This is a genomic window from Mesorhizobium sp. M0227 (genome assembly GCF_040321855.1).
Lineage (GTDB): Bacteria > Pseudomonadota > Alphaproteobacteria > Rhizobiales > Rhizobiaceae > Mesorhizobium.
Genome location: NZ_JAMYSJ010000029.1, coordinates 17,406 through 40,432, shown reverse-complemented (window position 1 = coordinate 40,432; position 23,027 = coordinate 17,406). Strand labels below are relative to the sequence as shown.

19 protein-coding genes and 1 tRNA gene are annotated in these 23,027 nt (G+C 61.7%); 6 read left to right on the top strand and 14 right to left on the bottom strand.

Features of this window, described 5'->3' with window-relative positions:
* Nucleotides 1-13: 13 nt before the first annotated feature.
* Together NKJ00_RS27155 and yacG are read left to right on the top strand one after the other, a co-directional pair.
* Complete coding sequence (locus tag NKJ00_RS27155; RefSeq protein ID WP_128302679.1) at nt 14-643, top strand: Maf-like protein; 630 nt, start codon at nt 14-16, stop codon at nt 641-643.
* Nucleotides 640-837 carry a DNA gyrase inhibitor YacG gene (gene yacG, locus NKJ00_RS27150; protein WP_128302680.1) on the top strand — a complete coding sequence of 66 codons (198 nt, stop codon included), beginning with the start codon at nt 640-642 and terminating at the stop codon, nt 835-837. Before NKJ00_RS27155 ends, yacG begins: the two co-directional genes overlap by 4 nt.
* A 4-nt stretch (nt 838-841) precedes the next feature.
* Here the strand turns inward: yacG and NKJ00_RS27145 are convergent, their stop codons facing one another.
* From NKJ00_RS27145 to NKJ00_RS27120, 6 genes are all read right to left on the bottom strand, one after another.
* Complete coding sequence (locus tag NKJ00_RS27145) at nt 842-2,212, bottom strand: alpha-glucosidase/alpha-galactosidase (RefSeq protein WP_128302681.1); 1,371 nt, start codon at nt 2,210-2,212, stop codon at nt 842-844.
* 19 nt (nt 2,213-2,231) lie between these two features.
* Nucleotides 2,232-3,899, bottom strand: coding sequence for an ABC transporter ATP-binding protein (locus NKJ00_RS27140; protein ID WP_352631979.1), 1,668 nt, complete (start codon nt 3,897-3,899; stop codon nt 2,232-2,234).
* Nucleotides 3,900-3,909: 10 nt separating this feature from the next.
* On the bottom strand, nt 3,910-5,049 hold the full coding sequence (locus NKJ00_RS27135) for an ABC transporter permease (protein ID WP_128302683.1): 1,140 nt from the start codon (nt 5,047-5,049) through the stop codon (nt 3,910-3,912).
* Nucleotide 5,050: 1 nt separating this feature from the next.
* Nucleotides 5,051-6,058, bottom strand: a complete 1,008-nt coding sequence (locus NKJ00_RS27130) for an ABC transporter permease (protein WP_127296635.1) — start codon at nt 6,056-6,058, stop codon at nt 5,051-5,053.
* Between the two features lie 111 nt (nt 6,059-6,169).
* The gene (locus NKJ00_RS27125; protein ID WP_128302684.1) at nt 6,170-8,248 is read right to left on the bottom strand and encodes an ABC transporter substrate-binding protein; all 2,079 of its coding nucleotides are present in this window, start codon (nt 8,246-8,248) and stop codon (nt 6,170-6,172) included.
* A gap of 132 nt (nt 8,249-8,380) precedes the next feature.
* Nucleotides 8,381-9,847 (bottom strand): alpha-glucosidase/alpha-galactosidase, encoded by a 1,467-nt coding sequence (locus tag NKJ00_RS27120; RefSeq protein WP_352441086.1) that lies wholly within the window; start codon nt 9,845-9,847, stop codon nt 8,381-8,383.
* Nucleotides 9,848-10,059: 212 nt separating this feature from the next.
* On the opposite strand from NKJ00_RS27120, the gene NKJ00_RS27115 reads away from it, so the two are divergent.
* On the top strand, nt 10,060-10,968 hold the full coding sequence (locus NKJ00_RS27115) for an AraC family transcriptional regulator (RefSeq protein ID WP_352441087.1): 909 nt from the start codon (nt 10,060-10,062) through the stop codon (nt 10,966-10,968).
* Between the two features lie 27 nt (nt 10,969-10,995).
* Here the strand turns inward: NKJ00_RS27115 and NKJ00_RS27110 are convergent, their stop codons facing one another.
* From NKJ00_RS27110 to NKJ00_RS27090, 5 genes are all read right to left on the bottom strand, one after another.
* Nucleotides 10,996-13,023, bottom strand: coding sequence for an aldo/keto reductase (locus NKJ00_RS27110; RefSeq protein WP_352611467.1), 2,028 nt, complete (start codon nt 13,021-13,023; stop codon nt 10,996-10,998).
* Nucleotides 13,024-13,058: 35 nt separating this feature from the next.
* Complete coding sequence (locus NKJ00_RS27105; RefSeq protein WP_352611466.1) at nt 13,059-14,153, bottom strand: ABC transporter ATP-binding protein; 1,095 nt, start codon at nt 14,151-14,153, stop codon at nt 13,059-13,061.
* An 8-nt stretch (nt 14,154-14,161) separates the two neighbouring features.
* Nucleotides 14,162-14,998 (bottom strand): carbohydrate ABC transporter permease, encoded by an 837-nt coding sequence (locus NKJ00_RS27100; protein ID WP_023809271.1) that lies wholly within the window; start codon nt 14,996-14,998, stop codon nt 14,162-14,164.
* The gene (locus tag NKJ00_RS27095; RefSeq protein WP_023809272.1) at nt 14,995-15,855 is read right to left on the bottom strand and encodes a carbohydrate ABC transporter permease; all 861 of its coding nucleotides are present in this window, start codon (nt 15,853-15,855) and stop codon (nt 14,995-14,997) included. The genes NKJ00_RS27100 and NKJ00_RS27095 overlap by 4 nt, the downstream gene beginning before the upstream one ends.
* Before the next feature lie 152 nt (nt 15,856-16,007).
* Nucleotides 16,008-17,279 carry an extracellular solute-binding protein gene (locus NKJ00_RS27090; protein WP_352611465.1) on the bottom strand — a complete coding sequence of 424 codons (1,272 nt, stop codon included), beginning with the start codon at nt 17,277-17,279 and terminating at the stop codon, nt 16,008-16,010.
* A gap of 85 nt (nt 17,280-17,364) precedes the next feature.
* Here NKJ00_RS27090 and NKJ00_RS27085 point away from each other — a divergent pair, with 85 nt between their 5' ends.
* From NKJ00_RS27085 to NKJ00_RS27075, 3 genes are all read left to right on the top strand, one after another.
* The gene (locus tag NKJ00_RS27085) at nt 17,365-18,258 is read left to right on the top strand and encodes a helix-turn-helix domain-containing protein (protein ID WP_352611464.1); all 894 of its coding nucleotides are present in this window, start codon (nt 17,365-17,367) and stop codon (nt 18,256-18,258) included.
* Between the two features lie 321 nt (nt 18,259-18,579).
* A tRNA-Phe gene (locus NKJ00_RS27080) sits at nt 18,580-18,655 on the top strand.
* A 212-nt stretch (nt 18,656-18,867) separates the two neighbouring features.
* The gene (locus tag NKJ00_RS27075; RefSeq protein ID WP_023729047.1) at nt 18,868-20,178 is read left to right on the top strand and encodes a tyrosine-type recombinase/integrase; all 1,311 of its coding nucleotides are present in this window, start codon (nt 18,868-18,870) and stop codon (nt 20,176-20,178) included.
* A 264-nt stretch (nt 20,179-20,442) separates the two neighbouring features.
* Here the strand turns inward: NKJ00_RS27075 and NKJ00_RS27070 are convergent, their stop codons facing one another.
* From NKJ00_RS27070 to NKJ00_RS27060, 3 genes are all read right to left on the bottom strand, one after another.
* Nucleotides 20,443-21,765 (bottom strand): type II toxin-antitoxin system HipA family toxin, encoded by a 1,323-nt coding sequence (locus NKJ00_RS27070; protein ID WP_352631977.1) that lies wholly within the window; start codon nt 21,763-21,765, stop codon nt 20,443-20,445.
* Nucleotides 21,766-22,059: a helix-turn-helix domain-containing protein gene (locus NKJ00_RS27065; RefSeq protein ID WP_023689355.1), complete on the bottom strand. Its 294-nt coding sequence runs from the start codon at nt 22,057-22,059 to the stop codon at nt 21,766-21,768. It abuts the gene before it with no gap.
* 685 nt (nt 22,060-22,744) lie between these two features.
* Nucleotides 22,745-23,023 (bottom strand): DUF2274 domain-containing protein, encoded by a 279-nt coding sequence (locus NKJ00_RS27060; protein WP_023689356.1) that lies wholly within the window; start codon nt 23,021-23,023, stop codon nt 22,745-22,747.
* Nucleotides 23,024-23,027 lie beyond the last annotated feature (4 nt).

Genomic DNA, 23,027 nt, shown 5'->3' with positions numbered 1-23,027 from the left:
CGACTGGTCCGCGATGAGCATTTTGCAGAAGCTGGTGCTTGCCTCGGGTTCGCCGCGCCGAATCGAGCTCTTGCAGCAGGCCGGCATCGAGCCGGACCGCGTGCTGCCGGCCGATGTCGACGAAACGCCGCTGCGTGCAGAGCATCCGCGCTCGCTGGCCAAGCGGCTGTCGAAGGAAAAGGCCGAGAAGGCGTTCGCGTCGCTGAAAACCGAAGCCGACTACGCGCCGGGCTTCGTGCTGGCCGCGGATACGGTCGTCGCCGTCGGGCGGCGCATCCTGCCCAAGGCAGAAACCCTCGACGACGCCGCCAACTGCCTCGGGCTGTTGTCGGGCCGTTCGCACCGGGTCTATTCCGGCATCTGCCTGATCACCCCGGGCGGCAAGCTGCGTCAGCGGCTGGTCGAGACGCGGGTGCGCTTCAAGCGGCTGCCGCGCGAGGAGATCGACGCCTATGTCGCGTCGGGCGAATGGCGCGGCAAAGCGGGTGGTTACGCCGTCCAGGGCCTCGCTGGTGCCTTCGTCGTCAAGCTGGTCGGTTCCTACACCAATATCGTCGGGCTGCCGCTCTATGAGACCGTGGCGCTGTTGAGCGGCGAGGGCTTCAAGGTGCATGGCGGCTGGCTGGCGGGACCCCGGCTGTGAATTCCGACTCCAAGGTCACACCCTTGCGCCCGAAGCGCCCCTGCCCCGAATGCGGCAAGCCCTCGGCGCGCGACACCTTTCCGTTCTGCTCGACGCGCTGCAAGGACATCGACCTCAACCGCTGGCTGAAGGGCGCCTATGTCATCAAGGCCCGCGACGACGAGGAAGAAACGGACCCCGACGATCCGAAATAGGTCGTCAGGCGGCTTCGATCTTGCGCCTCACACGCGCCCAGGCTGGCAGCCAGTCGCCGTGGGCGGCGAGGAGATCGTCGACCAGTGACCAGATCTGATCGAGATCGAGTTCGGCCGCAGTATGCGGATCCATCATCGCCGCATGGTAGATGTGCTCGCGGTTCTCCGTCATCAGCGCCCGCACCGTCAGTTCCTGCACGTTGATGTTGGTGCGGATCAGCGCGGTCAATTGCGGCGGCAGCTCGCCGATATAGGTCGGCTGGATGCCGGAGGCATCGACTAGGCACGGCACTTCGGCGGCACAGTCCCTGGGCAGCGAGGTGATGCAGCCATTGTTGCGGACGTTGCCGTAGATCACCGAAGGTTCGCCGGTCCAGACAGAATTCATGATCGAGGAGGCATATTCCCGGGACTGCTCGACCTCGATGCGGTCGGCCGAGCGATAGGCTTCCGCCTGCCCCTTCCAGCGCTCGATCTGCTCGATGCAGCGCTTGGGATATTCGTCCAGCGGGATGCCGTACTTCTCGATCAGGTCCGGGCGGCCTTCCTTGATGAAATAGGGCGTGTATTCGGCGAAATGTTCCGAGCTCTCGGTGACGAAATAGCCGAGCCGGGTCAGCATCTCGTAGCGCACCTTGTTGGGACAGCGCGGATTCCAGCCGGGCTTGGGCGCGCGGCCTTCGCGATAGGCGCGCACGAGATCGGGATAAAGGTCGCGGTAGGAACCGTCCGGCTGGCGATGCTCGAACTTCAGATAGAACGCCATGTGGTTGATGCCGGCCGAGCGATAGCGGATCTCTTCGTACGGAAGGTCGAGATCGTGCGCCAGCTCCATTGCCGTACCCTGCACCGAATGGCAGAGACCGACCTGCCTGATGTCAGGGTATTTCTCCGCTATCGCCCAGGTGTTGATCGCCATCGGGTTGACATATTGCAGCATGATCGCCTGCGGGCAGACGGCGAGCATATCTTCGCAGACCTTCCAAAGATGTGGCACGGTTCTCAAACCGCGCATGATGCCGCCGACGCCCAGCGTGTCGGCGATCGTCTGGCGCAGGCCGTATTTCTTCGGCACCTCGAAGTCGGTGACCGTGCAGGGCTCATAGCCGCCGATCTGGAAGGCGACGACGACGAAATCGGCGTCGGCCAGCGCCTTGCGCTGGTCCGAATGGGTCTCGGTCTTCGCCTTGACGCCCAACGTCGCGATCAGCTTGTTGACGACAATGGCGCTCTCTTCCAGCCGTTGCGGATTGATGTCCATCAGCGCGATCGTCGCGCCGGAAAGCGACGGGCGCTGCAGCACGTCGCCGACAATGTTCTTCATGAACACCGTCGAGCCGGCGCCGATGAACGTGATCTTGGGACTTCTTGCCATGCTAACCTCCGGCATATGTTCAGGCCACGTCGAAAGCGGCCCTGACGAGCCGTTCGGTGTAGGCGGTCTTGGGATTGGACAGGACGTCGTCGACGGGGCCCTGCTCGACGATCTTGCCGTTCTGCATGACGATGACGCGGTGGCACAGTGCGCGCACCACCTTGAGGTCGTGCGAGATGAAGAGGTAGCTGAGGCCGCGCTCGTCCTGCAGCTTGCGCAGGAGGTCGACAATCTGCGCCTGGACGGAGAGGTCGAGCGCCGATGTCGGCTCGTCGAGCAGGATGAATTCGGGTTCGAGCGCTATGGCGCGAGCGATGGCGATGCGCTGCCGCTGGCCGCCGGAGAATTCATGCGGAAACCGCGACAGTATATCGCCCGGCATGCCGGCGCTGACCAGCGCGTCGCGCACCCGTTCGACCCGCTCGCGCCGCGTCGCCCCTATGCTGTTGACGATCAGCCCTTCCTCGATGATCTGGCCGATCGTCATGCGCGGGTTGAGCGAGGAGAACGGATCCTGGAAGACGATCTGCATGCGCGAGCGCAGCGGCTGCATCTCGGCACGCGATAGGCCATGGATCGGCTTGCCGTCGAAATGGATCTCGCCGCGCTTGGCGTCGATCAACCGGAGCAAGGCCTGGCCGAAGGTGGTCTTGCCGGAGCCGGATTCGCCGACCAGCCCCAGCGTCTCATGGCGACAGAGTTTCAGGCCGAGATCGTCGACGGCGACCAGCTCTCGCCAGTCCGGTTTCAGGAAGGTGCCGTGGCGCAGCATGAATGAGACGCGCACGCCGCTGGCTTCGAGAATGATGCCGCAGCCCTCCGGCAGCGGCTTCGGCTGCCCATGCGGCTCGGAAGCCAGCAGCCGTCTCGTATAGGGGTGCTGTGGATTGGCGAACAGCCGTTCGGTGACGTTGTGCTCGCACATTTCGCCATGCTGCATGACATAAACGTAGTCGGAGAACTGGCGCACCACGGTCAGGTCGTGGGTGATCAGGATCACCGCCATGCGCAGCTCTTTTTGCAGGCTGCGGATCAGGTTCAGGATCTGCGCCTGGACGGTGACATCGAGCGCTGTGGTCGGCTCATCGGCGATCAGCACATCGGGATTGTTGGCCAGCGCCATGGCGATCATCACCCGCTGGCGTTGCCCGCCCGATAGCTGGTGCGGGTATTGCTTGAGCCGCGCGGCGGGATCGGGAATCTGCACATGCTGCAGAAGTTCCAGTGCGCGCGCCCAGGCCTGCTTGCGGCTGACTTTGCGATGCACCCGGATCGCCTCGACGATCTGGCTGCCGACCGTATAGATCGGGTTGAGCGAGCTCATCGGCTCCTGGAAGATCATCGAGATGCGGTTGCCGCGCAGCTTGCGCCGGGCGCTCTCGGGAAATTTCAGGATGTTTTGCCCGTCATAGCAGACGCTCGATCCGGGGGACACGGTGGCGCGCCGCGACAGAAGGCCCATGACGGTGCGCGCCGTCACCGACTTGCCCGAACCGGATTCGCCAACGATGGCGATCGTCTCGCCGCGATAGAGCTGAAACGAGATGTCCTTGACCGCGTCGACGACGCCATGCTCGACCTTGAAGGCCACGGCGACGTTGCGGGCGTCGATGATCGGCTGGCCCCGGCGTCCGTCATGGTCGTGACGGACGGTTGGTGCGAAGGATTCGGCGAGCGCGACGGACATCTCAGGCACCTCAATAAGGGTCGACAGCGTCGCGCAGGCCATCGCCCAGCGCGTTGAAGGCAAAGACGGTGACGAGCACGAAACCGACCGGCGACAGGATCCAGGGATAGGTGCCGATGACGGAATAGGTCGCGGTGTCCTGCAGCATCAGACCCCACGAGATCAGCGGCGGCTTGACGGCGAAGCCGAGGAAACCGAGGAAGGATTCGAGCAGCACCACCGTCGGGATCGCCAGCGTCACGGCGACAATCACATGGCTCATCACATTGGGAAAGATGTGCTGCATGATGATGCGACGGTCGGTGGCGCCGACCGCCATGGCGGCGCGCACATACTCGATCCGCGCCAGCGCCAAAGTCTTGCCGCGCACCTCGCGAGACATCTGCGCCCAACCCAAGGCCGACATGACGATGATGACGAAAGCGAGGAAGACGTTGGTGGGAGCGGTGACCGGGATCAGCGTCGTCAGCGCCAGATAGAGCGGCAGCTGCGGGAAGGCGAGCACCAGTTCGACGAAGCGCTGCATCCAGACATCGAACCTGCCGCCAAAATAGCCGGAGACCATGCCGACGGTGGTGCCGATGACGGTGATGATGAAGACGACCGTCAGCGCGATCATTAGCGAGACGCGCGAGCCATGGATGGCACGCGACAGCACGTCGCGGCCGAACTTGTCGGTGCCCAGGAAATGCACCGGCTGGCCGTCCAGCGAGCCGAACAGATGCCGGTCCGCCGGCAACAGCCCGAAGAGCTTGTAAGGCGCGCCATGCACGAAGAAACCAAGCAGCCTTGGATGATCGTAGTCGGGACCGACGACGGGCTGGAAAGTGACCGGATCGAGGTCCGCCGAATCGGCCAGCGCATAGACCCTCGGCCGCGCGACGAAACCGCCATCTCTGTCATGGAAAACAGGCACCTGCGGAGGCGCGAAGCCGACATCCGTCACCTTCGGGTCCATTGGCGCGATGAACTCGGCGAACACGGCCATCACCAGCAGCAGCACGACGAGCCAGAGCCCGGCCATGCCGGTCCAGGAGCGCTTCAGCCGGCGCCAGACAAGGGCGAGGTAGCTTTCGTTACCGCGCGCCGGTTTGGCTACGATGCGACCTTCGGCCGGCAGCGGTGGAGGGGATGGATCGCGCGCCAGCATCTCAGCGCTCCCCGAACTGGCGCACGCGCGGATCGAGCAGCACGAGCAGCATGTCGGCGATGATGTTGCCGACGATCAGCGTCGCCGACAGCACCATCATGAAGGTGGCGGTGACATAGACATCGCCGACAGCCATGGAGCCGACGATCGCCGGGCCGACAGTCGGCAGCGCGAAGATGATCGCCGTCTCGATTTCGCCGGTCAACATGTAAGGCAGCACCACACCCTGATACATGATGAGCGGGTGCAGTGCGTTAGGCACGGCGTGGCGCATGACGACGGCGGCGCCGGTCAGCCCCTTGGCCCTTGCCGTCTCGACATATTGCGCGTTCAGCGTATCGAGCAGATTGCCGCGCATGACGCGCATATTGTAGGCGAGCCCGCCGAAAGTCGCGATCGCCACCACCGGCCAGACATGCTTGACCAGATCGACGAATTTGGCCCACGACCACGGCGCGCCCCCATATTGCGGCGAGAAGAATGAGCCGATCTCCGACACGTTGAATTGGAAGACCAGGAGATAGACGATGATCAACGCCATCAGGAAGCGCGGCACCGTCATGCCGAGGAAGGAGATGGCCGACAGCGCCGAGTCGATCCAGGTGTATTGCCGGGTCGCCGCCCATATGCCGAATGTTATGCCCAGCACCGAAGCCAGCAGATGGCAGACCAGCGCCAGGAGAAGCGTGCGCGGCAGGCGCTCGCCGACCACGTCGGCGACCGGTTTGTTGTAATAGAGGCTGTAGCCGAAATCGCCTCGGGTGACGATGCCGCCGATCCAGTTGAGATACTGGAGGGGAAGCGGCTTATCGAGACCATGCTCGATGCGGTAGGCCTTTGCCTGCGCGTCGGCCTCGGCGAAGGAGGCTCCACCCTGGTTGATCGCCTGCGAGCGGATGTAGTCGGCATAATCGCCCGGCGGCGCCTGGATGATGGCAAATGTGGCCAGGCTCAAAATGGCGAGGACCGGGATTGCCGACGCTATTCGCGTGAGCAGGAATCGCAGCATGGACGGTTCGTTTCCTCGTCTCGCCGATCGCGCCCTTGGTTGCGTCCGGAGGTTGGTTTGTCCGGCCGCGCCAGCGGCGCGGCCGGAGGTCTCTCAGTCAGGGAGGTAAACCTAATTCATCGGCCCCTTCTCTCCGGGTTTGCCGGGCAGTTCTTGCGGGAACAATTCGTATTTCGCCTGCTTGTCGGCCGCGACAAAGACCCGTTCGCGGATGATCGAATCCTCGGCCCAGTTGAACATGAAGATCGGCGTGCCCTGTGGGATGTTCGAGAAACGCTTGTTGACGATCAGCGCGCCGGGATACTCCGTCAGGCCGACATTGTAGACGTGCTCCGTCGAGATCTTCTGGAATTGTTTCATCAGGCTGGCGCGCTGGTCATTGTCCTGGGTGGAGACGAACTTGTTGACGATGTCGACGAGGTCCTTTTCGAACGGCATCACATCGACCTCGCCGTTCTCCGGCGCACGATGGTCCCAGCTGGTGCGCGGACCGACCGGGGCAAGCTGCACGGTGTTCTGCACCACCGACGTCAGTTCCTGTTCGTTGCGACGGACCAGCCAATCGAAGCGGCCGGAATATTGCGAAGCGTCGCGTTGGGTCCCGTTGAGGCCGTTGAGCACGACCCGAAGCCCGAGCTTTTCCATCTGGGCGACGACGCCTTCGGCAAGGCTCTTGTCGGTCGTGTAGTCGTTGTTGACCAGCATCACGATCTCGACATTCTTGCCGCCGGCGGTGCCGGAAGGGAAATTCACGAAGCCGTCGCCGTCCGTATCCGTGAGGCCGGCCTTGGCGAGTTCGGCCTTGGCGCCCTCGAGGTCGAAGGGGTAGTAGACCGTCGAAGCGCGGTCGTAGAAGCTGGTTCCTGACGACAGGCCGCCGGGATAGATGGCGGTGAACGGTCCCTTGACCAGCGAGTCGCCGAGCGCCTTGCGGTCGAGCGCCATGGTGACGGCCTTGCGGAAATCCTCGTTGCGGTTCAACTCGCGGATCGCCTGGCCGCGTTCGTCCGGATTGCCCCAGCCATTGGCGGAAAAATTAAAGCGCAGATTGTAGCCGATGAGCCGCGGGCCGAAAGCAAGACGGGCCGGCGCGTTCGCCTCTGCCGCACGCTTCAGCGAGGCGACGAAGTTTTCCGGCTGCTCCAAATTGGAAAAATCGGCCGCGCCGGCCACCGCCTGGACATCGCGGTCGGCCCAGGTCGACAGCTTGTAGTGCAGTTCGTTGAGATAGGGCAGTTGATTGCCCTTTTCGTCGACCTTCCAGTAATAGGGATTGCGGCGCATGACGATGATGTCGTCCGGCCGGTATTCGACCGGCACCCAGCCACCCATCACCGGCATGTTCATGAATTCCGGCGGGAAGGCATTTTTGAACTGATCATAGGTATTCTTCGAGTATTTCGGATGCTGCGGCTTCAGGATGTGCGCGGGGCCCGGACAGAAGGTGCCGTAGGCCATGGCGTACAGGTACTGCTTCGGGAAGGCATCCTTGAAGGTCCATTCGACGGTGTAGTCGTCGATCTTCTTCAGCGTCGTGCCGACGCCGAAGGTTTCCGGCGTCGCACCGTTCAGCGGCGAGACGTTAGGATCGACCACCTCGTCGTCCCAGTAGAACATGACGTCGTCGGCATTGAAGGGCACGCCGTCCGACCACTTCGCTCCTTCGATGAGGTGCATGGTCAGCCTGTGGCCATCGCTCGACCAATCCCAGCTCCTGGCCAGGTTCGGCAGCGGCTCGGTGTCCTTGGCCTCGACCTGGAACAGCGGGGCGGTGCGCGTCAGGCATTCGGAGAGGCCGATGTCGATGCCGCCCCAGCCTTGCGTCTGACCGGCGCCGTAGTTCCAGCCTTCCGGCCGCCCGCCGATGACGTGGCGCATCGTATCGCCATAGACGCCGATGCCGTCCTGCATGTTGCCTGTCTTGAAGACCAGCGGATCTTTCGGCAGCCTGTCTTTCACCGGCGGCAGCTTGCCGGTCTTGACGTATTTCTCGGTGACCCAGTCGGGCTCGTGATATTCGGGGAGCGGCTTGAACTCCAGGATCGAGTCTCGCGCGACATAGTTGATCTTGCCTTCGGCGGGAAACGGTGTCGGCGCCGGCGGAACCGTCGGCTCGGAAGCGTAAGCACTGAGTGCCGAGACGCTCAGCGTCAGTCCGGCAGCAAGGCCGATATTGCGTAAATTCCTCACGGTCTCTCTCCCTCTTGTTTGTCCGGAGCGTTTGCACCCGCTCCGCCTCTTCTCGAATTCAAACGGCTTCGTGGCAGTGGATCCGCCTCCCATGGATCCACCATCACCGCATGAATTTTCAGCCGGCCCGTCTCAGCCGGCTTGCTTCAGCGCGGCTTTTTCGGCGCGCAATTCCTCGATCGAGCGAACGCTGCGCCGTGCGGCGCCCGCCCACTCGCGGGTCTTCACCTGAGATGTCGACAGCCGCTCCCTTGCGGCCGGAACCGCATGGGCATATTGCGGCAGCCAAGCCGCCTGGGCGACGACCATTTCGTCGACCATCTGCCAGACCTCCTCCGGCGTCGAAACCGCGCCGACCAATGGGTCATGCAGCACGGCGAGCTTCAGAAGATCGATGTCGCCTGATATCGCGGCATGCACCGACATGCGCTGGACGTTGATCGAAGCGATGCAGGTGGCGGCGCAGGCTTCCGGCAACGTGATGCCGGCGGCCATGTTGATGCCAAAACGGTCGACGAAGCCCGGCGACTCGATGATGGCGTCCTGCGGCAGGTTGGTAATCACGCCATTGTTCTTGACGTTGAAGTGGCCGCGATAGACCCGGTTGGTCTCCAGCGCCTCCAATATGTGGCTGGCATGCTCGTTGGAGCGCTTCTCCCGGTCGATCGGCTTGGACGCCGCTTCGAGGAACTGCGGATATTCCGTCTCGAACCAGTTGCGGGTTTCGGTGGAGTAACGGAGATAGCCGCCAGTCTCGCCATGGATCCAGTCGGACATATCGATCCAGCGCGTGATCTCGTCGGGACGTTTGCGGTACCAGGGCAGATATTCGGAAAGATGGCCGTTGCTTTCGGTCGAATAGACGCCGAAGCGCTTCAGGACATCGATGCGCAGTTTCTCCTGCCTGGAATAGACGGGATGCGCCTCGAAGGCAGCCACCAGTTCGTCCTTGCCGATGGAGCGGCCGTTCAGGCGCAGGCCGATGAACCAGGTCTGGTGGTTGATGCCGGAACAGACATAGTCGAGCTCCTGCGTGGACTTGGCGCCAAGCACCTCGGCGATCTGCTCGGCGCCGTGCTGGACGCCGTGGCAGAGCCCAACAGTGTCGACCTTGCCGTATTCGATCGCCGCCCAGGTGTTCATCGCCATCGGGTTGGCGTAGTTCAGGAACTTGACGTTCGTCTCGGCGACCTCGCGCATGTCCTTGCAGAAATCCAGGATCACCGGGATGTTGCGCTGGCCATAGAGAATGCCGCCGGCACAGATCGTGTCGCCGACGCATTGGTCGATGCCATATTTCAGGGGAATGCGGATATCGTCGGCATAGGCTTCGAGACCGCCGACCCGCACGCAGCTGATGACGTAGCGAGCGCCTTCGAGAGCCTGGCGGCGGTCGGTCGTCGCCGTCACCCTGGTCGGCAATCTGTTTGCCTCGACGATCTTGTCGAGGATCGCCTTGATCATCTGAAGGTTGTGCTCGCTGACATCGGTCAGCGCGAATTCGATGTCCTCGAATTCGGGCACGCACAGGATGTCGGTGAACAATTTCTTGGTGAAGCCGACGCTGCCCGCGCCGATGATAGCGATTTTGAAACTCATCAGCCGCACCTCATTCCACTTCGAATTGCAGGCAAGGAATGACAATGGGAAGCTGTAGCCACATGCCGACATGTATGCAGGACAAGCCGGAATCGGGCTCGCCAACCTCCCCGTCCGCTCCTCGACTGCGGATCTCTCTCGCTTTTCGACGGGGATTATGCGCTTATTCGCGAGCGCGACCAGAGAAGGATTATGCTTTCGGGGGTAATTTTGTGCTGCAGGATTTGATACAAAACGGACAGTCCATGCGCACGATCTCGCTGCCGCGCGGCCGCCAGCGCCTGCATGCCATGCCGACGAGCACGGGCTATGAAGTGCGCGAGGACGAGATCTACGACTGGGATGGGCGAAAGCGCGGCCAGACGCCGTTCACCGTGCTCCAGCACACGATCAGCGGGACTGGCCGGCTGCGCTACGAGAACCGCAATTACCGCCTGCAGAAGAACGACACATTGCTGGTGCTGGTGCCGCACAACCACCGCTACTGGCTGGCTGAGGACGAGCGCTGGGAGTATTTCTGGATTTCGATGAACGGCGAGGAGGCGTTGCGCATTCACAAGTCGATCCTCAGCGTCTCGGGTCCTGTATTTCGGCTGCAGCCGGCGACGATCGATCATCTTGCCGATTGCAGCCTGCGCCTGATCAAAGGCGCCGCTTCGCCGGGCGCTGCTTCGGCGATAGCCTACGAGGCTGCGATGGCGCTCTATGACGATGTCTTCGGCTCCCATGCCTTTGCCGAAAAACAGAGCGTTATGCAGCCGGTCATCGATCACATCAACGCAAATCTCGACAAGCCGCTGCCGGTGGCGGATCTGGTGCAGATCAGCGGCCTCAGCCGGGCCCATTTCTCACGCTGTTTTGCTGAAAGCGAAGGCTTGCCGCCTGCCGAGTTCGTGCTGCAGCAGCGTCTGCAACGCGCGGCGAAGCTGCTGACCAAGGCGGATTTTCTGCCGGTGAAGGAGGTCGCTATCCTGTGCGGCTTCGAGGACGCGAACTACTTTTCAAAGGTCTTCCGCCGCTGCTACGGCATCACGCCGAGCCAATTCCGCACCACAGGCATGTACGCCAATTTGCGGACTCCGGCCAGGCGTGGCGTCAGGGCGCCTGATGACGAGACCTGACGCCGCGACCGTTAAGCCGGCAGCCAGCTAGGCAGCGCGCAGACTGCCGCCATCCAGCCATTCGAGATCGGCTTGCGAAAGCGTGATGTCGAGAGCGCGCAGGCTGTCGTCCAACTCATCCAGCGTGCGTGGCCCGATCAGCGGGATGGATGGGAAGGGCTGAGCGAGCACATAGGCCAGCGCAATTTGGATCGGGCTCTTGCCCAGTCTCGCGGCAAGTTCGATCGCCCGGTCGCGGCGACCGAAATTCCGCTCGGAGTACCAGACCCGCACCAGTTCCTCATTGTCTTGCTTGTCCCGACCTGCGCGATCGGTGAAGAAGCCGCGCCCCTGGCTCGACCAGGCGAAATTCGGCATCTGCCTGGATGTCAGCCAGGCCTTCCATGCATCCGTGGAGGACGTGACGCAGCCTGCCCAGATCGGCTCCAGCATTTCAGCCAGCGAGAAATTGTTGGACAGCGCGCCGGGCTTTTGCTTGCCGGTGCGTTCGGCATAGGCGATCGCCTCATCCATGCGTTCCATCGTCCAGTTCGAGCCGCCGAACGGGCCGCGGATGCGGCCGGCCTTGACCTCACGATCCATCGCATCGACGAATTCGCCGACCGGCACATCCGGATTGTCGCGGTGCATGAAGTAGACATCGACATGGTCGGTCTGCAGGCGTTCGAGCGACTGGTCGAGCTGCTTGCCGATCACATCGGGATAGCAGAGCGGTGAATGCGCGCCCTTGGCGATGACCACCGATTGCGCGCGCACGCCACGGTTTTTCAACCACTCGCCAAGCAGCTTCTCGGTATAACCACCACCGTAGACGTAACCGGTGTCGAAGAGATTGCCGCCGGCCTCGAAAAAGGCATCGAGCAGGATCGAGCCTGAGGAAAACGTGCGGAAATCCTCAAAGCCGAGCGCCAGCACCGACGCCGGCTTCGACAGGCCAGGGATCGTGCGCTTGGCGATCGCCGTGCCGCCCGATCGCAAAGGCCGGCCGGAGATGGTGTTGGTACGCTGCTGGGCCTTCTCGATCCCGTATTCGAGGCCGGCGGCCGCCCGCCATTTGTCCAGCACGCGCAACGTGCCGAGGCTTTCCGCCCATGCCATGCCCGGCCAGGCGAATTCTTGGCCGCCGGCGCGGATGGCCTCACCGGCTGCGTCGACCTCGAAGGAATAGACATGGCGCTTCTCGTTGACGCTGATGGTCTCGCGCGTGCCATCGGATGCAATGACGTCGATCTGGCCGAGACCAACGTCGCGGTTGCCGCCGGCGAACCAGAAGTCCGGCACTTCGATGCGGCCTTTGGTGCCGAGGATGCGCAGAACATTGTCCTGGTTGAGCGAGATGCTGCAGGAGGCTTCGGCGACAATGCCACCCGGGAACTGCAGCAGCGCCGAGGCCCATTCGTCGACGCCGGACTGGCCAAGATGGGCAGTACCGACCACCTTGTCAGGCTCGGCGAAGGGTTTTCCGGCCGCGGCGCCGGCAATCAACCGCACCATCGAGACGGGATAGCCGCCGACGTCAAGAATGCCGCCGCCGGCGAGATCGTTGGCGTAGAGCCGGTGCTCCGGCATGAAGCGCGGCATCGCAAAACCAAAGCTCGACTTGATCATTCTGATCTCGCCGATGACGCCCGATCTGATCAGTTCCACCAGCTTCAGCGTCTGCGGATGCAGCCGGTACATGAAGGCTTCGCCGAGAAACGTGCCGGCCTTGCGCGCGGCATGCATCATGGCGTCGGCCTCGAAGGCGGTCAGCGCCAGCGGCTTTTCGCACAGCACATGCTTTCCTGCCTCGGCCGCCTTGATCGCCCATTGCGCATGGCCGGGATGCGGTATCGAAATGTAGACGGCATCGATTTCGGGATCAGCAAGCAGCGCATCGTAGCCATCGAGGATGCGGGCGCGGGGGAAACTCTCGGCGAGGCCAGGCTTGGCGGGATTGCGGGCACCGATGGCGACCAGCTTTCCGGTGCGCGAATCGGCCACGCCACCGGCAAAGGACTGGGCGATGCTGCCCGGTCCGAGGATGCCCCAGCGAATGGGCGTGGTTGCGGTCATTGTCATTCTCCTTGAAGGCTGGAAACGGCGGCCGGTCAGCGCAGCCGCAGTCCTTTTTCGTCGAACAGGTAGGATTTGCGGATTGAAACGGTGATCTCTGATGTGTCGGGGACCTTTGTCGCGTCGCGCTGGATCACCACGTCGTCACCATTGGCCGTTCTTGCGTAGAGGAAACTTGTGCCGCCCAGGTGCTCGACCACGTCGATGGCAACCACAAGGTCGGCGTCGCCCTCTCCGGCATTGCCGAAATGTTCGGGCCGCACGCCGACAATGACCTTGCTGCCGATTTTTGGGCTGCCCATTTCGGGTGCAGCGCCGGTCAGCGGTTGCGTGATGCGGGTCTTCTCCTGACCCGCCAGATCGACCACGACGCCACCCGCATCGTGCCCGACAACCCGGCCCTTGATGAAGTTCATCTTCGGCGACCCGACAAAGCCCGCAACGAACTGATTGTCGGGGTTGTCATAGAGATCGAGCGGCCGGCCGATCTGCTCGATATGGCCGGCGCGCATCACGACGATCCTGTCGGCGAGCGTCATCGCCTCGGTCTGGTCGTGCGTGACATAGATCATTGTCGTGCCGAGTTCCTTGTGCAGCCGGGAGATCTCGACGCGCATCTGGACGCGCAATTCGGCGTCGAGGTTGGAGAGCGGCTCGTCGAACAGGAACACCTGCGGTTCGCGCACGATGGCGCGGCCGATGGCGACGCGCTGGCGCTGTCCGCCGGAGAGTTTTTTCGGGCGCCTGTCCATCAATTCGCTGATGCGCAGGATCTCGGCCGCCCGCGTCACCCGCCGTTCGGTGTCGGCCTTTGGATTGCCGGTCATGCGCAAGCCGAAAGAGAGGTTCTGTTCGACGCTCATATGCGGATAGAGCGCGTAGGACTGGAAGACCATGGCGATGCCGCGGTCGGCCGGCTCGACATCGTTGACCACCTTGCCGCCGATGGCGATCTCGCCGCCGCTGACGTCCTCGAGCCCGGCGATCATCCTGAGCAGCGTCGATTTTCCGCAGCCGGAGGGGCCGACGAAGACGACGAACTCGCCGTCCTTGATGTCGATGCTCGCGCCATGGACGACCTCGAAGACGCCGAAGCGCTTGACGACACTGTTAAGCGTGACCGTTGCCATGCTGCCCCTTACTTGACCGCGCCGGCGGCGATGCCGGCGATGAAATGGCGCTGCAGCAGCACGAAGACGACGAGCATCGGCACCGTCAGCATCACCGCACCCGCCATGATGCCGCCCCATGACACCTTGGTGAGGCCGATCAGCGTGCCGAGCGCTACGGGTGCTGTCATCGAACCCGGCTGGCTGTTGATCAAAAGCGGCCACAGATAATTGTTCCAGGAGGCGAGGAACAGGATGATGGCGAGTGCGGCCAGCATCGGCCGCGCCAAAGGCAGCGCGACGAAGAGGAAGATGCGCCATTCCTTGACGCCCTCGACGCGCGCCGCATCGAAGAGATCGTCCGGCATCATCGAAAAACTCTGCCGCATGAACAGCACGCCGAGCGAATTGAACAGCGGCGGGACGATCAGCGCCACCCAGGTATTGGCGAGCTTGAAGTCGCGCGCCACCATGATGAATTGCGGGATCAGCACGACCGCATAGGGCAGCGTTATGGTGCCGAGGATGATGGCGACAACCGCGCCCTTGCCGAAAAACTGGTAGCGGGCCAGAGCCCAACCGGCCATCGACGTCAGCAGCACCGACAGGAATGTGTAAGTCACCGCCACCGATACCGAGATGCCGATGGCGCCGACGAAGTTGGTGTCACGCTGCAGATTGTTGAAATTGTCGATGAAATTGCCGTGCGGCAACAGCTCGATGCCGGGGCTGAAGATGCCGTTGTCCGGCATGGTCGAGAACACGACCATCATCCACAACGGAAACAGCCAGATCAGCGCCAGCGGCGTCAGGAACAAATGCAGAGCGATGCTGCGTCCCAGTCTGGCTGCGGAGCGCGAACTCATTTCGGTTCCCTCGTCAGCCACAGCTGCGCCAGCGTGATGGCGATCGCCAGGCCGGCCATGGTGTAGGCAACGGCCGACGCGTAGCCGAAATTGAGCGACCGAAAACCCTGGCGGTAAAGCAGCAGGCCAAGCGTCTCCGTGCCGCCGCCAGGCCCGCCGCGCTCGGTGATCAGGAACGGTTCGGTGAACAGCTGCATGGTGCCGATGATCGACAGCACGAGGCAGAACACGATGACCGGCTTCAGCAGCGGCAGGGTGATGTAGAAGAACTGCTTGAGCTTGCTGACGCGGTCGAGCGTCGCCGCCTCGTAGACATCTTCGGGAATGGACTGCATGCCGGCGAGCAGGATGATGGCGTTGTAACCGGCCCAGCGCCAGGTCACCGCGATCATGATCAGCGCCATCGCCGGCGTGACGTTGGAAAACCAGTCGATCTTGGGCAGGCCGATGCTGTTCAGGAGCTTGTTGATGATGCCGAAATCGAGGTTGAACATCAGCCGGAACACCGCCGAATAGGCAACCTCGCCGACCACCACCGGGGCGAAGAAGGCAAAGCGGTAGAGGCCGCGCGCCTTCAAGAGCGGCGAGTTCAAAAGCACCGCCATGACGAGCGCCAGCGAGATCATCACCGGCACCTGGATGACAAGGATGAGCAGCGTGTTCTTCAGGGCGTTGAAGAAGGCCGGATCGCCGATCAACCGGCCCCAGTTGAAGCCGGGCGCGAACCGCCACGGCACGGTACGCGTCGCCTGGAAGGAAATCATGAAGGAGCTGATGATCGGCCATACCCAGAAGATCGCGAAGATCAGCAGATAGGGCGTGAGGAAGCGATAGGCCGTGGCGTTGCGATTGCGCATCTTCCTCCTCCTTCATTTCGTTGCCGCTTCGGCCATGGCCCTCGCAGCAGCGGAGCCGGTTTGCCAGCAAATACAGGTCCCGTGGGAGAACCCCACAGGCCGCGACCAGGTCCGGGCGGCGCAAACGCCTGTCCCGGACCCGGCTTGGGAGGTTATGACTTGACGGGCAGTCCGGTTGCCGCCGCGATCTGGCTTGCGGCATCGTCGAGTGCCGTCTTGGCGTCGGGGTAGCCGCCGGCCAGATACTTGGTCTGCACGGCGCGGACGATGATTTCGGCGTCGCTCTGGAACTGCGTGCCGCGGCTCGGAACAACCTTCGGCAAGGTGCCGAGAATGTCCTTCCACACCGCCTGGCCGCCCCAATAAGGCAGGCCTTGCGCGACATAGGGATCGTCAAGCGCCGAGATCAGGGACGGCACCAGGCCGAACTCCTTCAGCATCGTGATCTGGCCTTCATTGGTTCCGAGCGTGTATTTCAGATAGGCGTAGGCGGCCTCCTTGTTCTTCGACGCCGAGGTGATAGCCAGTGAGGAACCGCCGAGATTGGCGGCGCGCGGCCCGTCGGCGGTGAGGCTCGGCATCAGATAGACGCCCCATTTGCCGTTTTCACCGGCAGATTCGGTGCGAATGGTGCCCTCATACCAGCCGCCATAGATCTGGGTGGCGACGGTGCCGGCGGTGTTGTTGGTGATCTTGGTGCCCCAGTCGGCCGACGAGATGATGCCGGCGTCCTTCATCTCCTTGACCTTGGTCATGGCATCGACGCATTTGGGCTGGTTGACCGTGATCGATTGTCCGTCCTCGGAGAAATAGGCGCAGCCCTGTTCGTTGGAGATCATGCGGAAGAATTCCGAGTCACCGTTGAAATCGGCATTGGTCATCGAGACGCCTGGGTTGGCGGCCTGGATTTTCTTGCCGGCGGCGATGAAATCATCCCAGGTCTTGATCGAAGTCGGATCGACGCCGGCCTTTTCGTAGAAGTCGCGGCGATAAAAGGCGGCCACCGGGCCGGAATCCCACGGCATTGCGTAGGCCTTGTCGCCCACTTCCAGCTCGGTGCGCTTGAAATCGGGGAACTTTTTCTGGTCTTCGGCTGTGTAGCCCAGCGTATGCAGGTCGACGAAGCAGTCGGGGAACTGGCTCCAGTAATTCTCGGCCTCACCGTTCTCGACGGTGACGATGTCGGGCAGGCCTACGCCGCCGGCGGCGCAGCCGGCGATCGACTTGTCGTAGGTTGGCTGGTTGCCGAGATCCTGGACCGTGACCTTGACGTCGGGAAATTGCTTGTTGAAGCCGGCAATGGTCGCCTTCAGCGATGAAGCCGCGACATTCCAGCTCCAGACGGTGATTTCGCCGGATTGCGCGAAGGCCGGGGCTGAGCCCAGGGCAAGCGCGAGCGCGGCGCAGGTCATTGTGATGCGCATTGAAATCCTCCCATTTCATTTGCTCTCTCACTGTGAGCGTGGCTAGACTATGCAGTGGGCAAGGCCTGTCGCCGTCAAAGGGAATATGAAATTGGCGGAAAGTAAGATGCCTGAACGGCCGTTCTACCAGCCTGGGGCCAGCAGCGTGGAAGGCCTGCCGCTGCTCCTGCAGATGTTTCACACCAATCCGCTGGTGATGCTCAAGCCGCATTGGCACGCCCAGGTCGAGGTTAATTTCATCGTGCGCGGCAGCGTGCATTACCGGATGAACGACTACGAGATTTCGCTGTCAGCCGGCGAGATGTGCCTGTTCTGGGGTGGCCTGCCGCACCAGATGGACGATTTGTCCGACGACGCCATCTATGCCGGGGCGCATCTGCCGCTGGTGCATTTCTTCCGGCTGCACCTGCCCACCGATATAAGGCACCGGCTGATGACGGGCGCGACACTGGTGACATCAGCCACCGACCAGTCCGACAACCATAATTTCGAGCGCTGGAACCGCTACGCCCGGTCCGGCGACCAGGCCAAGGCCGAACATGCCGTCAACGAATTGCTGCTGCGGCTGGAGCGGGTGCGGTTCGAGCCTTACCAACTCGTATTCGCAACTCCGACCGACCAGGAAACAGGCAGCCCCTTCGACCAGCAATCGTCGCGCAATGTCGGACGCATGTGCGATTTCATCGCCGAAAACTTCCTCTACGACATCGATTGCGTGAACATCGCGGCGGCCGCCGACATCCATCCCAAATATGCCATGAGCCTGTTCAAGAAATCCACCGGCATGACGCTCAACGAGTATGTGAACCTGTTGCGGCTGAGCTATGCGCAGGCGCTTTTGATGCATCAGGACGCCAATGTGCTGCGCGTCGCCATGGATTCGGGCTTCGGCTCGCTCAGCGCCTTCAACAAGTCGTTCCGCAAGCTCGCCGGCATGTCGCCCTCCGATTTTCGACGCGGCGTGACCGGCGTCAGATAGAAGGCGGCGACCAGTGGCGGGTCTGAGCCGCAAATGCATTGGTGCGCCTCGATCGCCGGCCAAAGGCAGTGCCACGGCATGTCAGCCGTCAATGGCGGCACGGACAGGGATGGCGAAGGCCGCATCGTGCCATGCCGTGCCCGATTCCGGCCTGCAAGCGGCATGGAAACCGGGGCACCGCACGGCATCGCTTTTCCTGCCTGAAATCGCCCACTAGGCGCTGGACAGGCCGAATTCCCGTGCTATAACCCACGCGCTTTCAAGGGGCGCCCACGGCGCCTCGATGAATTCCGGTCAACGAGTTTTCGTTTGCCGGAACAGGCCCAGATAGCTCAGTTGGTAGAGCAGCGGACTGAAAATCCGCGTGTCGGTGGTTCGAATCCGCCTCTGGGCACCATCCCCTCTTCTCCCGACACTCCGTTTAGCCGAACCGTCTACGCTGCAGCTTCTGCAAGCGACTGGAATTATTGATCTTTTGCTGTCGCATTGCGCAATTAGGCGTGACAGAGAGCGCTTCGGGCGCATTTGATCCAACGAGGCGGGGGGATGGTATTTCCGTTGGTATTCGACATCCTGATGGTATCGAAACAGCCAAGGGAGACCTGACGAATGGCCCTATCCGACGTGAAATGTCGAAACGCCCGCCCTGCTTCCAAACTCGCGAAATTGTCTGACGGGGGCGGGCTGCAGCTATGGGTACAGCCCACGGGCTCTCGCCTCTGGCGGCTCGCCTACCGCTTTGACGGCAAGCAGAAACTGCTCGCGCTGGGCAGCTATCCCCTTATCTCTCTCGCCGAGGCACGGGAGGCGCGCGATGATGCTAAAAGGCTCCTGCTAGCTGGCGTCGACCCTGGAAAGGAACGCAGCTTGCGGAAGGCCGATTCGGCAAAGGACTCCTTTCGCTCAATCGCGGACGAATATGTTGACAAGCTGAAGAAGGAGGGACGTGCCGACCGGACGATCAGCAAGGTCAAATGGCTGCTCGACTTTGCCTATCCGATAATCGGCGACAAGTGCATTCGGGAGATCGAGCCGGCCAGCATCCTTACCGCCCTCCGTCGCGTGGAGGTTCGCGGTCGATATGAGTCGGCCAGGCGACTGCGCTCCACCATCGGCAGCGTGTTTCGATACGCGATCGCGACCGCACGCGCCGAGACAGATCCGACCTTCGCCCTCAGAGGCGCACTCATCAGTCCGAAGGTAACGTCTCGCGCCGCGATTACCGATCCGAAGGCCTTGGGCGGTTTGCTGAGGGCGATCCATGCATTTGACGGACAGCCTACAACGCGAGCCGGTCTGAAGCTGATAGCGCTGCTGTTTCCCCGCCCAGGCGAGCTTCGCGCCGCTGAATGGGAAGAGTTCGATTTTGAAAGCTCGGTGTGGACGATCCCTGAAGCACGCATGAAAATGCGACGGCCGCACCGCATACCCCTATCAAAGCAAGCGATCAGCGTCCTGACTTCACTGAGAGAAATCTCTGGTGATGGATCGCTGCTGTTTCCTAGTGTTCGATCGGCTTCGCGTCCGATTTCCGACAATACCCTTAACGCCGCACTGCGTCGTATGGGTTACAGCAAGGAAGAAGCTACCGCGCATGGTTTTCGAGCAACGGCATCAACTCTGCTGAACGAATGCGGCAAGTGGCATCCGGACGCGATAGAGCGGCAGCTGGCCCACATTGAGAACAACGACGTTCGGCGCGCCTACGCCCGGGCAGAGCACTGGGACGAGCGCGTCGAGATGATGCAGTGGTGGGCCGATTATCTGGATGAACTCAAGAGCAAAAACCTGCGGGTGATCTCAATCGAGGGACGCCGCAAGCCTGCTGTCCACACACCAACGCGACCATCCACTTTGAAACCAACAGAGGCCGTTCATCAAACGCCGATACAAATCTCCAACCGCCGGAAATCATACTGACCGTCGAAAAACGCCACAACTCGACGCCAAATCGTAGGCCCGCATTGTCAGATTTTCCGGAGAGAAAGTTGACCGCGTTCGGCAGGAAGCTGCCGTTCTGCAGCCGACCCCATTTCCGTCATTCAAGCTGCCGATGGCCGGTTCCGAAACCGGCCATCTACCCGGCCCGGGGCCGCGCGCTATTAGAGCGAGAATCCCGTGGGCAGTGTGCGGTCCGTCCGTTTCGCCGGCATTAGTCCGTGGATCCGCTATCCCCGCCCGACTTTAACCTCCACAACCTTCCTCTCCATAGATCCGGGACAAGCCCTTGATGCGCGTCGCGATCGCGTCGACGAGGCGACCAACGATCTCATGGATGATCCCCTCCTGGCGAAGCTCTTGGGCGCACTCCGATGCCATATCGGGCATCACCGCGAGCTGATGGCGGATCGTCCGCACCGTGTACTCGCCGCCAACCTTTGCTGAGGACGCACAGCGCCCCCAGTGGCGCGGCATGATCTCCTCGATGGGATAGACTCTGTCGATCTTCATCGCCAGTTTAAGGTCGCGCATCTCAGATTGGATCTCTCCCCCGAGGTGCGGCAGAATGGAGGAGATGTCGTAGAGCGGAGCTAGGCGGGCCTCGCCCTGGGCTCCGAGCAGCATCGAGTAGTTCTTTGCATGCGCGTCCGTGCCGGCGATGATCCAGTTGAAGACGTTCGCGGCCATGAAGATCTGACGGTCTTGGACGGGGTCGAGGGAGGCCGACAGCACCTTTCTGGAGATCGTCGTGATACCTGGCCCACCCTGGTTCTCGTACTTGAGCGTCGGCATCACCGACAGGGCCTGGCACATGTCCTCCTGATGGATGCGGATGGTCTTGCCGTCGATGTTGCGGCGGTCGTAGCGCTCGATAACGATTGCCTTTTCGCCTGCGAAGTCGAGAACCTGGCTGTGTGCAGCGTCCATGCCGAGCTTGGATGCAAGCTGCAGGCAGAAATGCTCGTTCTCGGTATGCCCGTGCAAGTGCGGCAAAGGCGGCTTGAAGATGTGTGTCGTGGGCGTGTCGCCTAGAGGGATCCCCCAGCGATTGCTGCCCTTATCGAAATGGAACGCCGTCTTTGCCTGCGCACCAGCGAGACTGAACTGACCAGGATCGCCGATTCGCCGGGTCGCTGCACCATCTTTGCGCAGATCGCGCAGGCGGTCGCCGATCTGCGCCTCGGTGAGCAACTCCACGTTCTCGCCGCGGGAAATCTGGTCGCCACGCGAAAGGAACTGGACGGCGCCGGCGCAGTCGCGGCCGACATTCTTGAGCAGGGCAAACGGGTTTCGGGCGGAGACCTGGAACCTCTGCGCCCATCTGGCGAGGGTCTGCTCATTATCCGGCAGTAGGCCCCAGAGGAATGCCTCGACGACCTTGCCCTCGTAGGTCCTGGTGATCGTCGGCATGGACAGGGAGAGCGGGATCGCCACCGGGCCTTCCATCCATGCCTCGTGATAGGAGAACGAAAGCTTGCCGCCCTGCAGGTGGTGGAGCCCCCCAACCGGTCTGCCAGCGATATAGACGTCGAGGGTGTCGATCGGGTTCATCATGATCATCGTCATCTAGAGCTTGTAGGGAATCTCGTCGTCGTCATCGTCGACATGCCGTTCATCGGCATTATGATGATGATCAGCCGACGTCGGCGCCGGCGGGATCTGAAAGTCCATCTCCACACCAAGCGTGGTCAGCGCCAGCAGCACGTTGCCGATCTCGGCGCTGGGCTTGCCGTTCTCGATCCACGACACCCACGTCTGCGTCGTGGTGATCATTTTGGCCAAGGCAGCCTGTGACAGGCCGCGCCGGGTGCGGGCCTCCTTGATCAGGATTCCAATGTCGCGAGCTGTTCTGATCTTCATGGCGTATACGATTTCTGTATGAGCTAGCCTGATATAGGCTCGTATATGACGGGTGTCAATATACGTCACTATATCAATTTAAGGCTATATAGGTTCACATATCGACAACCTTCATATACTAACGTATATAAATCATTGCTCCACGCAACAATGTGCGATCGACCTTTCGCCACGGTACCATCGAGAATGACCGCTGGTCGAGAACTCAACAACTTGTCGGGGCCGGGAGCGGTCCGGTCCGCTATTCAATTACTGTTGGCGAGAAGTTGTCATTCAGCATCCGGTCTGGCGGCATCGTGACAAGATCGATTTTTTGTCCGAAGAGAACGAGGCCGGCCGCAAGAAAAAGCCACGGCTTTTATGCACTTATTGTCTAGCAGGCTTAGTTGTTCCCCTGAAACTTGAATCTCCCTCAGACTCAGTGTCTTCTCAGGGTAACCGCTGGGAATTAGACATGCCTTCAGGCTCGTTTCAACACCGCGTGTGGCAACGGATTGTCGCGTGCTTTCCGACGCCGGCGCACCTCGATGTACAGGAGCGCAATCATCGCTTCCTTGAAGAGGCGCTCGAACTCGCTCAGGCGAATTCCTGCACAAAGGAGGAGGCACTCGAACTGGTGGAGTACGGACCGGCGGCAACGCGGTCAGCATCAAGAACCTAGCGTGCTCCAAAACGACACCAAGCGCTAACCGTTGTCCAGTGTGGAAGATGATTGCCTTCGTGGTTTCTCCGACGCGCCGGCGCCCGGCAGACCTTCCTTTCTGGCCTTGGCAAACGCCCGGTCGCCTTCCAGGAACCCGACCAGCATAAAGGGGATCAGTTCCGCCACCGTTTCGGACTCGCCATAGGTCTCACGGTAAAGTGCGGCATAGTCGTTGAGTGCTTGGCTCAAGTCGGCGCCAACGGTGATGGTGATCTTCGAAGGTGTCCGGTCCGGAAGTTTTCCGAGTTTCAGGTTAGCCATGAAG